Origin of the sequence: Bradyrhizobium sp. SPXBL-02 (assembly GCF_051853065.1) — a bacterium.
In the GTDB taxonomy this organism is placed as follows: domain Bacteria; phylum Pseudomonadota; class Alphaproteobacteria; order Rhizobiales; family Xanthobacteraceae; genus Bradyrhizobium.
Genome location: NZ_CP182474.1, coordinates 6,362,532 through 6,375,371 on the forward strand (window position 1 = coordinate 6,362,532; position 12,840 = coordinate 6,375,371).

The 12,840-nt window shown below is 65.8% G+C and carries 13 protein-coding genes; 7 read left to right on the forward strand and 6 right to left on the reverse strand.

Translation table 11 applies throughout. The annotated features are described in order from the left end of the window. Window positions 1–16 precede the first annotated feature (16 nt). The 3 genes from kdpB to ACNJYD_RS29705 all read right to left on the reverse strand — a co-directional run bounded on the left by kdpB (window position 17) and on the right by ACNJYD_RS29705 (window position 4,087). Complete coding sequence (gene kdpB / locus ACNJYD_RS29695) at window positions 17–2,131, reverse strand: potassium-transporting ATPase subunit KdpB (RefSeq protein ID WP_439364112.1); 2,115 nt, start codon at window positions 2,129–2,131, stop codon at window positions 17–19. Window positions 2,132–2,180: 49 nt separating this feature from the next. Then, on the reverse strand, window positions 2,181–3,884 hold the full coding sequence (gene kdpA, locus ACNJYD_RS29700; protein ID WP_439364113.1) for a potassium-transporting ATPase subunit KdpA: 1,704 nt from the start codon (window positions 3,882–3,884) through the stop codon (window positions 2,181–2,183). A 113-nt stretch (window positions 3,885–3,997) separates the two neighbouring features. After that, the gene (locus ACNJYD_RS29705; protein ID WP_035698142.1) at window positions 3,998–4,087 is read right to left on the reverse strand and encodes a K(+)-transporting ATPase subunit F; all 90 of its coding nucleotides are present in this window, start codon (window positions 4,085–4,087) and stop codon (window positions 3,998–4,000) included. Window positions 4,088–4,600: 513 nt separating this feature from the next. Here ACNJYD_RS29705 and ACNJYD_RS29710 point away from each other — a divergent pair. The 3 genes from ACNJYD_RS29710 to ACNJYD_RS29720 all read left to right on the forward strand — a co-directional run bounded on the left by ACNJYD_RS29710 (window position 4,601) and on the right by ACNJYD_RS29720 (window position 7,580). Beyond that, entirely contained in the window at window positions 4,601–5,068 is a 468-nt protein-coding gene (locus tag ACNJYD_RS29710; protein WP_439364114.1) for a hypothetical protein, read from the forward strand. Between the two features lie 268 nt (window positions 5,069–5,336). Then, entirely contained in the window at window positions 5,337–5,972 is a 636-nt protein-coding gene (gene upp, locus ACNJYD_RS29715) for a uracil phosphoribosyltransferase (RefSeq protein WP_172786898.1), read from the forward strand. A gap of 33 nt (window positions 5,973–6,005) precedes the next feature. Beyond that, window positions 6,006–7,580, forward strand: a complete 1,575-nt coding sequence (locus ACNJYD_RS29720; RefSeq protein ID WP_439367529.1) for an AMP-binding protein — start codon at window positions 6,006–6,008, stop codon at window positions 7,578–7,580. Window positions 7,581–7,586: 6 nt separating this feature from the next. Here the strand turns inward: ACNJYD_RS29720 and ACNJYD_RS29725 are convergent, their stop codons facing one another. Next, window positions 7,587–8,753, reverse strand: coding sequence for an acyl-CoA dehydrogenase family protein (locus ACNJYD_RS29725; protein ID WP_060735112.1), 1,167 nt, complete (start codon window positions 8,751–8,753; stop codon window positions 7,587–7,589). Between the two features lie 147 nt (window positions 8,754–8,900). Between ACNJYD_RS29725 and ACNJYD_RS29730 the strand changes: the two genes are divergently transcribed. Then, window positions 8,901–9,353: a MaoC family dehydratase gene (locus ACNJYD_RS29730; protein ID WP_212254484.1), complete on the forward strand. Its 453-nt coding sequence runs from the start codon at window positions 8,901–8,903 to the stop codon at window positions 9,351–9,353. Beyond that, window positions 9,353–10,204 (forward strand): HpcH/HpaI aldolase/citrate lyase family protein, encoded by an 852-nt coding sequence (locus tag ACNJYD_RS29735; protein WP_439364115.1) that lies wholly within the window; start codon window positions 9,353–9,355, stop codon window positions 10,202–10,204. Before ACNJYD_RS29730 ends, ACNJYD_RS29735 begins: the two co-directional genes overlap by 1 nt. Window positions 10,205–10,238: 34 nt before the next feature. On the opposite strand, the gene ACNJYD_RS29740 is transcribed toward ACNJYD_RS29735, so the two are convergent. Then, window positions 10,239–10,640 (reverse strand): hypothetical protein, encoded by a 402-nt coding sequence (locus ACNJYD_RS29740; protein ID WP_439364116.1) that lies wholly within the window; start codon window positions 10,638–10,640, stop codon window positions 10,239–10,241. A gap of 264 nt (window positions 10,641–10,904) precedes the next feature. Between ACNJYD_RS29740 and ACNJYD_RS29745 the strand changes: the two genes are divergently transcribed. Further along, window positions 10,905–11,123, forward strand: coding sequence for a hypothetical protein (locus ACNJYD_RS29745; RefSeq protein WP_212254481.1), 219 nt, complete (start codon window positions 10,905–10,907; stop codon window positions 11,121–11,123). After that, on the forward strand, window positions 11,120–11,296 hold the full coding sequence (locus ACNJYD_RS29750; RefSeq protein ID WP_439364117.1) for a hypothetical protein: 177 nt from the start codon (window positions 11,120–11,122) through the stop codon (window positions 11,294–11,296). Before ACNJYD_RS29745 ends, ACNJYD_RS29750 begins: the two co-directional genes overlap by 4 nt. Window positions 11,297–11,580: 284 nt before the next feature. On the opposite strand, the gene ACNJYD_RS29755 is transcribed toward ACNJYD_RS29750, so the two are convergent. Next, window positions 11,581–12,687 carry a trypsin-like peptidase domain-containing protein gene (locus ACNJYD_RS29755; protein WP_439364118.1) on the reverse strand — a complete coding sequence of 369 codons (1,107 nt, stop codon included), beginning with the start codon at window positions 12,685–12,687 and terminating at the stop codon, window positions 11,581–11,583. Window positions 12,688–12,840 lie beyond the last annotated feature (153 nt).

Here is a 12,840-nt window from a genome sequence, read left to right on the forward strand (position 1 = left end):
GCTCGCAATGACGAATTCAAGCCAAGTGCAAGGCTGTTACCGCGAGGTCGATCGCCTTGATGCCGATGAAGGGAATGACGATGCCGCCGAGCCCGTAGATCAAGAGGTTACGCCGGAGCAGCGCGCCGGCCCCGACGGCGCGGTAGGCGACGCCCTTCAGCGCGAGCGGGATCAGGGCGATGATGACGAGCGCGTTGAAGATGATCGCCGACAGGATGGCGCTCTGCGGGCTCGACAGGTTCATGACGTTGAGCACGCTCAGTTGCGGGTAGAACGCCAGGAACATCGCCGGGATGATCGCGAAATACTTGGCGACGTCGTTGGCGATCGAGAACGTGGTCAGCGCGCCGCGTGTCATCAGGAGCTGCTTGCCGATCTCGACCACCTCGATCAGCTTGGTCGGGTTGGAATCGAGGTCGACCATGTTGCCGGCCTCGCGGGCGGCCTGGGTGCCGGTGTTCATGGCGACGCCGACATCGGCCTGGGCGAGCGCCGGCGCGTCGTTGGTGCCGTCGCCGCACATCGCCACCAGCTTGCCCTTGGCCTGCTCGTCGCGGATCAGCTTGAGCTTGTCCTCGGGCGTTGCCTGCGCCAGGAAATCGTCGACGCCGGCTTCCGCGGCGATGGCAGCGGCCGTCATCGGATTGTCGCCGGTGATCATGATGGTGCGGATGCCCATGCGGCGCAGCTCGGCGAAGCGCTCGCGGATGCCGCCCTTGACGATGTCCTTGAGCTGGACGATCCCGAGCAGCCTGCCGTCCTTGGCGACAGCCAGCGGCGTGCCGCCGGATTTCGAGACTTCATCGGCAATGGCCTGGGTCTCACGGCCCACCTCCGAGAGCGCAGCAGGCTGCATCGCCCGCGCCGTGTTGCCGGAGGCGACCGCCAGCGGCGCACCGCCGCCGACATAGTTCAGCATCGCATCGACCGCGCCCTTGCGCACCGACGAGCCGCCGGCGTCGACGCCGCTCATGCGGGTCTGCGCCGTGAACGGGATGAAGGTGGCACCTAGCTCCGCCATGTCGCGGCCGCGGATGCCGTATTTCTCCTTTGCCAGCACGACGATGGAGCGGCCTTCGGGTGTCTCGTCTGCGAGCGAGGCAAGTTGGGCGGCATCCGCCAGCTCCTGCTCGGTCACGCCGCGAACGGGACGGAACGCGGTCGCCTGCCGGTTGCCCAGCGTGATGGTGCCGGTCTTGTCGAGCAGCAGCGTGTCGACGTCGCCGGCGGCCTCGACCGCACGGCCCGACATCGCCAGCACGTTGAAGCGCACCAGGCGGTCCATGCCGGCGATGCCGATCGCCGACAACAGCGCGCCAATCGTGGTCGGGATCAGCGTCACGAACAGCGCGACCAGCACGATCACCGAGATCGAGCCGCCGGCATAGGCCGCGTAGCTCGGAATGGTGACGGTGGCGAACACGAAGATGATGGTGAGGCCGGCGAGCAGGATGTTGAGCGCGATCTCGTTCGGCGTCTTCTGCCGCTCGGCGCCTTCGACCAGCTTGATCATGCGATCGATGAAGGTCGAGCCTTGGGCTGCCGTGATGCGCACCCGGATCCAATCCGACAGCACCTGCGTGCCGCCGGTCACCGCCGAACGGTCGCCGCCGGATTCGCGGATCACGGGCGCAGACTCGCCGGTAATGGCGGCCTCGTTGACGGAGGCGACGCCCTCGATCACCTCGCCGTCGGACGGAATGGTGTCGCCGGCTTCGACCAGCACGATGTCGCCGACCTTCAGGCTGGTGCCCGGCACCAGCTTGAAAGCCTGGCCGGCGCCGGTCAAAAGCTTGGCCTGGCTCTCGGTGCGGGTCTTGCGCAGCGATTCGGCCTGCGCCTTGCCGCGGCCTTCCGCAACGGCTTCAGCGAAATTGGCGAACAGCACCGTGAACCAGAGCCAGAGGATGATTTGGAAGGTGAAGCCGAGGCTCGCTCCGCCCGTGACGAGGTCGCGCAGGAAGATCACCGTGGTGAGCGCGGCGACGATCTCGACCACGAACATCACGGGGTTCTTCACCATCAGCCGCGGGTCGAGCTTGGTGAAGGAGGCCCGGATCGCAGGGAGCACGATCCTGGGATCGAGCATCGCCGACATCGGAGCGCGCTCTTGCAGTTTCATCGTATCCATGGAGGTCACTCCAAACAATCAGAAGTCTGTCAATCAGAACACTTGGTGATCAGAACACCTGCCCCGCGTTCATCGCGAGGTGCTCGACGATGGGGCCGAGCGCGAGCGCCGGGAAGAAGGTGAGGCCGCCGATAATCAGGATCACGCCGACGACGAGGCCGACGAACAGCCCGCCGGTGGTTGGGAACGTACCGGCCGACGGCGGAATCGACTTCTTGGCAGCGAGCGCGCCCGCAATCGCCATCGCCGGAACGATCATGAAGAAGCGGCCGACGAACATCGCCGATGCGAGCGTGAGATTGTAGAAGAAGGTGTTGCCGGTGAGCCCTGCGAAGGCCGAGCCGTTGTTGCCTGTCGCCGAGGTGAAGGCGTAAAGCACCTCGGTGAAGCCGTGCGGGCCGGCATTCGCCATCGAGGCGACAGCAGCCGGATAGACCACGCCGACCGCGGTCCAGCCGAGATACATCAGCGGCAGCACAAGGATCGCGAGCATCGCCATCTTGACCTCGCGCGCCTCGATCTTCTTGCCGACATATTCCGGCGTGCGGCCCACCATCAAGCCTGCGACGAAGATCGAGAGGACGACGAACAGCAGCATGCCGTACAGGCCGGCGCCGACGCCGCCGACGATGATCTCACCAAGCTGCATGTTGATCAGCGGGATCATGCCGCCGAGCGCGGTGAAGCTGTCATGCATGGCGTTGACCGCGCCGCAGGAGGCGGCCGTCGAGATCACGGCGAACAGCGAGGAGGCGACGATGCCGAAGCGAACCTCTTTGCCCTCCATGTTGCCGCCGGTCAGGCCCAGAGCGTGGAGCGTCGAAGTGCCGTTCGCTTCCGCCCAATAGGTGACGGCGACACCGGCGACGAACATGACGCCCATCACCGCGAGGATCGCCCAGCCCTGGCGCTGGTCGCCGACCATGCGGCCGAACACGTTGGTGAGCGCGGCGCCGAGCACGAAGATCGACAGCATCTGCACGAAATTCGACAGCGCGGTCGGGTTCTCGAACGGATGGGCGGCATTGGCGTTGAAGAAGCCGCCGCCATTGGTCCCTAACATCTTGATCGCGACCTGCGAGGCGACCGGGCCGACCGCGATGGTCTGCCTGGCGCCCTCGAGCGTGGTCGCTTCGACGTAGTCTCCAAGCGTTTGCGGGATGCCCTGCCAGACCAGGAACAGTGTGAACACGACGCAGATCGGCAGCAGGATGTAGAGCGTGCAGCGGGTCACATCGACCCAGAAGTTGCCGACCGTGCGCATGGAAGCGCGGGCAAAGCCGCGGATCAGGGCAATCGCGAGCACGATTCCGGTCGCCGCCGACAGGAAATTCTGGTGCGTCAGGCCGAGCATCTGGGTCAGATAGGACAGCGTGCTCTCGCCGCCGTAGTTCTGCCAGTTGGTGTTGGTGATGAAGGAGATCGCGGTGTTGAAGGACAGATCCTCGGCGACCGCCGATTGCCCGGCCGGATTGAACGGCAGCACGGCCTGGAGCCGCAACAGGCCGTAGATGATGAGGAAGCCGCCGACATGGAACAGCAGCATCGCGACCGTGTAGGTGAGCCAGTGCTGCTCGCGCTTCTCGTCGACGCCGGATATCCAATAGATGCCGGCCTCGATCGGGCGCAGGACGGGCGACAGGAAGGTGCGCTCGCCGTTGAACACGCGCGTCATGTACCAGCCGAGCGGCTTGGTCAGCGCGACCACGATCGTGCAATAAAGAATGATCTGGAACCAACCGATCACAGTCATGGCGTTAACCCTTCAGGCTTTTGGTCCGGCGCAAGTGCGGCAGGAGCAGCGCGAGCAGGCCCGTGACGAGCGCAGCGTCGGCCAGCAGCAATTCGACGAGCAGCAGCACGGCGTCAGAACCGCTCGGGCCGCAGCAGTGCATAGGTGAGATAGATCAGGAGGCCGAACGAAACGGCGCCGGCGAGCGCATAATCGAAGATCATGGTCCGCTCCCTCACAGCCGTTCGCAGGCATAGGTGTAGCCGATCGCGAGGGCAAAGAAGACGAAGCCCAGCGCCAGCATCAAAAGGTCCATCATGGCGATACTCCTTAGGAGAGACCTGAGGTGCCACCACGCCCATAGGTTTTCGAGATGAGGCCTATGGCGACGTTATAGGAATCTCATAAAGGCCGGCGCGTCGCGGCGCAGAGCTATCGCATCTGGGGGCTTCTCCCGGCTGCCATCCTTCGAGACGCCCGCTTAAGGCGGGCTCCTCAGGATGAGGACGGAGTTTGTGGCTGCAGTTTCAAAGGGCGCGGAAGCTGATTAGCCTCATCCTGAGGAGGCGCGTCAGCGCCGTCTCGAAGGACGAGGCGTGCGCACCGACCGCGAAGACCCCCGCCCACTTATGGAGTCCCTATATCTCTCGCCCGATCTCCATCTCGTTTTCAAATGCCTTGCAGGCCATCTTGGCGAGGCCGGCCGACTGACCGACGCCACTTCCAGGAGGCCTGACATGACCGCCGCTCTCCACCCGCTCGATCTCCCCTCGCTCGCCGAGCGGCTGCGCAAGGCACATGCGACGACGCGGCCGCTGATGCTCGACATCATCGGACACGCCTGCCGGCGCATCCCTTCGCTCGGAGACAGCGAGCGCACCGCACGCCTCACGCGCCTGATCGATGTCGGGGCATGGGCCGATGCCGCACTGGTTGTGATGGAGCTGGAGCTGCCGATGTGGCAGGTCCGCCGCATCGCCTACGATGACGGCGAGTGGCATTGCGCGCTGTCGCGCGAGCGCGAGCTGCCGGATTGGCTGGATGCCGCAGTCGAGGCACGCCATGCCGACCTCGCGCTCGCCCTGTTGTCGGCATTCGTCGAGGTGCGGGCGCTGACCGCCGACGCATCGCGACCGAGCGTTCCTTCGGTCCGTCCGATGCTGGACCCACTTTATGAGCCGGTCGCCTGCGATCATTTCGGCTAGGCCCGTCCGCCAATCAGCCTCGGCGCCGTCGATCGATTCTTCGTGGAAATCACAGGCTACTTCAGGTCTGACAGAGGGCGGCGCGAGGCACGGGGTCTAGCTCGTACGATCTCTCACGCGATCGACCGCGAGCTGACCATGGCTGCCTGTGAAGTGAGCAACCGCGGTGGCGATGCCCGGTTGAGGCCGCCTATCCCGCGGAAAAGGCTTTGCCTAAAAGTCCCTGGCCGATCTGGCGCAGTTTCGCGGAACCGTGTAGAGCGGTTTCATGAGCACCAGCAACGTCAATGTCGTCGCCCACCCCCTGGTCCAGCACAAGCTGTCCCTGATGCGGGAGAAGGACCGCTCGACCAAGAGCTTTCGCGAGATCCTGAACGAGATCGGGATGCTGCTCGGCTACGAGGTGACGCGCGACCTGCCGCTGGAGCTGGTCGAGATCGAGACGCCGATTGCGGCCATGCAGGCGCCCAAGATCGCCGGCAAGAAGCTCACGCTGGCGCCGATCCTGCGCGCCGGCGTCGGCTTCCTCGACGGCATGCTGGCGCTGATGCCCTCGGCGCGCATCGCCCATATCGGGCTCTACCGCGACCCCGAGACGTTGCAGGCCGTGGAATATTACTTCAAGGCGCCGCAGGACCTGTCCGACCGCACCGTGATCCTGATGGATCCGATGCTGGCCACCGGCAACTCGGCCTGCGCCGGCGCCTCCCTGCTCAAGGCCCGCGGCGCCCGCGACATCCGCTTTGTCTGCCTCCTGGCCGCGCCCGAGGGCATCGCCAAGTTCCAGAGCGAGCATCCCGACGTGCCGATCTGGACCGCCGCGATCGACGAGCGGCTCAACGACCACGGTTACATCGTGCCGGGCCTGGGCGATGCCGGCGACCGGATGTTCGGCACCAAGTAGACAGGTTTTCGCGATCGGGTTAGTCCGATGGCCATGAGCGCCAACGACGTTTCGCTGCAATCGCTGCTCCGGATCAAGAGCGCGGCCGATCCTGCCTTGGTCTTCGACGGCAACGCCGTCTCGCGCGCGGAATTCTCGGCGAAGATCGAGCAGACCGCCGCCTGGCTTGCGGCGCAAGGCATCGGCAAGGGCGACGTCGTCGCGGTCTGGCTGGTCAACCGGGTCGAATGGCTCGCACTGTTGTTCGCCGCCGCACGGCTCGGCGCGATCGTCGCCGCCGTCAATACGCGCTATCGCAGCGCGGAAGTCGCGCACCTGCTCAAGCTCTCAGGCGCGAAGCTGATGGTGGTCGAGGCCGCCTTCCGCGCGATCGACTTTACCGCCATCCTCGCCGATATCGGCAAGGCCGAAGTGCCCGCGCTGCAACGGCTTGCGGTGGTCGGCGCAAATGCGCTGCCGGCGCACTGGCCCTGCGTTCGGTTCGATGCCTTCGAGACGCCCTACCCGCCCCCTCCGCCGATCCAGGATGATGTCGACCTGCCCGTGCTGCTCTACACGACGTCGGGCACCACCAAGGGACCGAAGCTGGTCGCGCATTCGCAGCGGACGCTGGCGACGCACGCCGCCTCCGTCGCCCGCGCGCTCCAGCTCGATCACCACCGTCATTCGCTGCTGGCCATCCTGCCGTTCTGCGGCACCTTCGGCATGACGAGCCTGCTCGGCTTCCTCGCAGCCGGCGCAACCATTCATGTGCTCGATGCCTTCGAGGCCGCGCCGGCCCTGCAGATCCTCAGCACGCAACCGATCACGCATGCCTTCGGCTCGGACGAGATGTTCCGGCGCATCCTCGCCCTCACCGATGCGCCACGCCCGTTTCCGCATCTCGAAGTCTGCGGCTTCGCCGCGTTCCAGCCCGGCTGGCGCGAGCTGGCTGCGGAGGCCGAGGCGCGCGGCCTGAAACTGTTCGGCCTCTACGGTTCGAGCGAGGTGCAGGCGCTGTTCTCGATCGGCCGCCCCAGCGATGCCTTCGCCGATCGGATCGAGGGCGGCGGCTGGCCGATGTCGCCCGACGCGAAAGTCCGCGTGCGCGATGTCGAGACCGGCGAGCTCGCCGGAAGCCTCGTCTCCGGCGAGATCGAGATCAGCGCGCCCTCGCGCTTTCTCGGCTACTTCAACAATCCTGCGGCGACGCGCGAGGCGATCACCGCCGACGGCTTCTTCCGTACCGGCGACATCGGCCGGCTGCGCGGCGACGGCTCGTTCGTCTACGAGACCCGCGCCGGCGATGCGATGCGGCTTGGGGGCTTCCTGGTCGCACCCGGCGAGATCGAGGACGAGCTCAAATCCTGCGCCGGCGTCGCCGACGCCCAGGTCGTCGCAGTCGATCTCAAGGGCCAGGCGCGCTGCGTCGCCTTCGTGATCCCGACGACGGAGCCACCAATGCAGGAGACGCTGATCGCGCGTCTGCGCGAGCGGCTCGCCGGCTACAAGGTGCCGGCGCGGATCTATGTCGTGGACGCCTTCCCCGTCACCGACAGCGCCAACGGCGTGAAGATCCAGCGCGCCCGGCTTCGCGCCATGGCGATGGAGCGGATCGCCGCCGAATAGACCCGTTCAGTACGACTTCGCGAGCCCCAGCACCTTTTCCGCGATGAAGCTGAGCGCAAGCTGCGGGCTGACCGGCGCGATGCGCGGGATCAGCACCTCGCGCAAATAGCGCTCGACGTGGAATTCCTTGGCGTAGCCGAAGCCGCCATGGGTCATCACCGCCTGCTCGCAGGCCGAGAAGCCCGCTTCGCCCGCCAGATATTTGGCGGCATTGGCCGCCGCGCCGCAGGGCATGCCCTTGTCGTATTGCCAGGCCGCCGACATCACCATCAGCCAGGCCGCTTCCAATTCGACCCAGTTCACCGCAAGCGGATGCTGGATGCCTTGATTCTTGCCGATCGGACGGTTGAACACGACGCGCGTCTTGGCGTATTCGGTCGCGCGCGACAGCGCGAGCTTGCCGAGACCAACGGCCTCGGCCGCGATCAGAATGCGCTCCGGATTCATGCCTTCGAGGATGTACTCGAAGCCTTTGCCTTCCTCGCCGATCCGATCCTCCATCGGGATTTCGAAGTCCTCGAAGAACAACTCGTTGGAATCGACGATCTTGCGGCCCATCTTCTCGATCTCGTGGACCTTGATCCTGTTGCGATCGAAATCGGTGTAGAACAGGCTGAGGCCGTGGGTGGGCGAGCGCACCTCCTCCAGCGGCGTGGTGCGCGCCAGCAGCAGGATTTTGTGTGCGACCTGGGCGGTCGAGATCCACACCTTCTGACCGTTGACGATGTAGCGATCGTTCTTGGCGACCGCGCGGGTCTTCAGCTGCGTGGTGTTGAGGCCGGTGTTCGGCTCGGTGACGGCGAAGCACGCCTTCTCGCGGCCCTCGACCATCGGCGGCAGCATGCGCCTGCGCTGCTCCTCGGTCCCGAACACGACGACGGGATTGAGTCCGAACACGTTGATGTGCACCGCCGAGGCACCGGACATGCCGGCGCCCGACTCGGCGATGGTGCGCATCATGATCGCGGCTTCCGTGATGCCGAGCCCGGAGCCGCCATATTCCTCCGGCACGCAGATGCCGAGCCAGCCGGCATCCGCCAGCGCCTTGTGGAAGTCGTGCGGGAAGCCGCCGTCGTGGTCCTTCTTCAGCCAATAAGCGTCGGGAAAGCCTTCGCAGATCTTGGCGATGGCGTCGCGAATGGCTTCCTGCTGATCGGTGAGCGCGAAATCCATGGCCTTGATCTCCCTTCGCCTTGCGTTCTTTAGCTCGAAAAACCGCATGCAGATACGTGAATTTGCCCGCGAAGTGTGTCTACCATGCATGGGGTCATGCGGCGCGACGGCAAGAGCGCGCCGTTATTTCGCAGGGAGGAAACCGCGATGGCCGGACTTTATTTCGAGGACTTTTCCGTGGGCCAGGAGTTCAGGCATCCGCTGAGCCGGACCGTCACGGAGATGGACAACACCCTATTCAGCCTGCTGACGCTCAACCCGCAGCCGCTGCACATCGACGCGCATTTCGCCGAGAAGACCGAGTTCGGCCAGCGCATTTTCAACAGCCTTTACACGCTCGGCATCATGATCGGCATGACGGTCTATGATACGACCTTGGGCACCACCGTCGCCAATCTCGGTATGACCGACGTCACCTTTCCAAAGCCGGTCTTCCATGGCGACACGTTGCGGGCCACGACAAAGGTGCTCTCGGTGCGGGAATCCAGATCGCGGCCCAAGGCCGGCATCGTCGAGTTCGAGCACCACGCTTTGAACCAGAACGACGAGATCGTCGGTAAATGCCGCCGCATGGCGATGATGCACAAGAGGCCGGTCTGATGCGTTCGATGCTGTTCGTGCCGGGCGATTCCCCGCGCAAATTCGAGAAGGCGAGCGAAGGCAAGGCTGACGCGCTGATCATTGATCTCGAGGATTCCGTCGTCGCCGAGAAGAAGGCGGAAGCGCGTGAGCTCACGCTTTCGATGCTGAAGAGCCGCCCCGGCCCGCATCAGCTCTATGTCCGCGTCAACGCGCTCGACACCGGCCTGACGCTGGCCGATCTCGCCGCGGTGATGCCGGGCAGGCCCGACGGCATCGTGCTGCCGAAATCGCAAGGCGGCGACGATGTGCGGCAGGTCGCGACCTGGCTCGAGGCTTTGGAAGCCGCTGCCGGCATCGCGATCGGTTCGACCCGCATCGTCTGCGTCGCGACGGAGACCGCCGGCTCGATCTTCGGGCTCGGCAGCTACAAGGGCTGCTCCCCTCGCCTCGCCGGCCTGATGTGGGGCGCAGAAGATCTCTCCGCCTCGCTCGGCGCCACCGAGAAGGCGAGCGGCGGCGTGTTCCACAGCCCCTATCGCCTGGCGCGCGATCTCTGCCTGATGGCGGCGGCCGCGGCCGAGGTCGCGCCGATCGACACGGTTTACACCGACATCGACAACCTCGCCGGCCTCGAGCAGGAGACGCGCGCCGCGCGGCGCGACGGCTTTTCGGCCAAGGCGCTGATCCACCCCAAGCATGTCGACATCGTCAACGCGGCCTTCGCGCCGACGGAGGCCGAGCGCGCCTGGGCGGAGAAGGTGATCGCGGCCTTCGCGAGCAATCCCAATTCCGGCACGCTGCGGCTCGACGGCCAGATGATCGACAAGCCGCACCTGCGCGCCGCGAAGAAAATTCTCGGCGAGGCCTAGAGCGGGCGTAGGCTGCGGCTTGGAGCTGTTGGCCTCAGTCGAATCCCTGAACGGGCGGCGCGGGGGATTGCGCCGGCGCGGCAGGCGCGGCCTGGACCGGCGGAGCCTGGACCGGCGGGGCCGGATTGCCGGCGGCTCTCATCTGGCCGTTGGCGGCCATCGCTTCGCGCGTGCGCGACGGGCTGCCGGTCGCGGCGGCACGACGCGGCGGCGGCTGCCGGTGCCTTGCCGACTGCGAGCCTCTCAGGCCCCAGGAACGGGCGATCGACGGTCCGGCCGTGTAGCCGATCAAGGCTCCGGCGACCGCACCGACGGGGCCCAGCACGACCGCACCCGAGACCGCGCCCAGCGCGGCATCGCCCGCGCGCTCCTGTGCGAGCGCACTCGCGGGTACGCAAGCCAGCATTGCGACAGCAGTGATCAGTGCCTTGGTCATCGGAGCGCCTCCCTCGCGACAGATCACTCCTGCTCAAATATGGCCACACGAGGTTCGCTTGCCGGCCAACAAAAGGCAATCGCGCCCGGAACCGGCCGTCCGGACAGGTCGATTGGCCGATCGTCGATCTCCAGGAGCCAGCAACAAGGACAGGTGCGCCAAGATCTTGACAGCGCTCGCCCGCTGAATATTTTTTCGCCGAGAAGAGACCTTCTCATCCTCGCACAACCAAAGGATCCAACGCGACCGTCTGGAGAGACGACGATGCTCGATGAGAATCTGGCCCGCATTCGTGCGCACCGCAACAACATCCACCGCTACCGGCGCCTGCTGAAGACCAGATTGTCGCAGCTGGAGCGCCAGTTCATCGAGAGGCGCCTCGCCGAAGAGCAATCGGCGCTCGATGGCCTGACCGCAGCGACCTTTCCCGTCGGCCTCCGCGCCTCTGAGGCGCCGGCTGGCGCAATGGGGATGGCGCAATGAACAGCCAACGCGACCTGCTCATCCGCGGCAGCGAGAAGGTCATCGGCCATTACGAGCTGCTTCTTGCCAGCGCCAAGAGCGAGCATGAGCGCGAGCTCTATCGCCAGCGCATCGAACGCGAGCGGCGGCTGATCCGGGCCCTGCAAGGCGAATGGGATCACCGCGCGGCCTGAGATGGGAGATCACACGGCACGACACCCCAAGGCTATCGCATTTGAGAGCCCTTCCCGCGGCCATCCTTCGAGACGCCCGCTTGAGGCGGGCTCCTCAGGATGAGGACGGCGTGTGTGGTTGCAGTTTCAAGAGACGCTGACGCCGATGAGCCTCATCCTGAGGAGGCGCGTCAGCGCCGTCTCGAAGGACGAGGCGTGCGCACCGGCCGCCGCTACAAGTCGTATGCGATAGCCCTGCCGACGCAGGGGGCGAACCGCTTCCGCGGTTCGTCGGCGCATTCGTTTCAGCGGACGAGGCGATTGGGGCCTGCGAGCGCGCGGCTCGGCTCGGCTGCCGGCGCCACTCTGACGGTGGCGGTGAACGGCGCACCATTGCGCAGCAGCGTGAGCTTCACGTCCTCGCCGACCCGCGCGAGGCCGATCGTGTTGCGGAGCTGGGCGGCGGTGCGGATCGGGCGGTCGTCGGCACCGGTCACGATGTCACCCTTGCGCAAGCCTGCCTTCTCCGCGGGCGAATCCGCCGCGATCTCGGCGATGACGGCGCCCTGATTCAATCCCTTGTTGACCGACGGATGCAGGTCCTTCAGCGAAACGCCGATGCGGCCGCGCTCGACGCGGCCGCTCACGATGATCTGCTCCATCACCTTGCGCGCCATATTGACCGGAATGGCAAAGCCGATGCCGACATTGCCGCCCGCGGGCGAGATGATCGCCGAGTTGATGCCGACGAGCTCGCCGCGCAGGCTGACCAGCGCGCCACCGGAATTGCCGGGATTGATCGCCGCGTCGGTCTGGATGAAATCCTCATAGCCCTGCTTGCCGAGGCCGGTGCGGCCCAGCGCGCTGACGAGCCCCGAGGTCACGGTCTGGCCGAGGCCGAAGGGATTGCCGATCGCAAGGACGAAATCCCCGACATCGAGCCCGTCGCTGTCGCCGAAGGCAAGCGCCTTGAGCCCGACCGGGTTCTGGACCTGGAGCACCGCGACATCCGTCGGCGGATCACGGCCGATGACCTTGGCGGAAAACTGCCGGCCGTCCTTGGTCGTGATCTGAACGGCGGAGGTGCCTTCGACCACGTGATTGTTGGTCAGCACATAGCCGCGCTGGGCATCGACGATCACCCCGGAGCCGGTTGCATTGACCTCCTTCTCGATCTGCCGGGGAACGTCGAAGAACTCGCGAAAGAGCGGATCGCGATAGAGCGGGTTGTCCTCGCGCACGCGGCCGTGCACGGAGATATTGACCACGGCGGGCGTCACCTGGCGCACCAGCGGCGCCAGGGTCGGCACCGGGCCACCGGTCTTCAGATCCGGAATCTGGCCGGCGGCAGGCTGCGATGCCGTGAGCGTCAGCATCAGCAAGGCCAGGAACAAGAGACGCACAGCATTCATCATCGTCACCCTGCCGCTTGTATTGTGGGGATATTCGAAACCGTGGCTTCAGCCTTCGTCGCCTGACGCGACGATCGTGCCCTGCAGGACCAGAAACGGGACGGTCCAGGCTGCCGCGGCCTGGCCGAGCAGCACGAGGGCGAGGACGGTGGG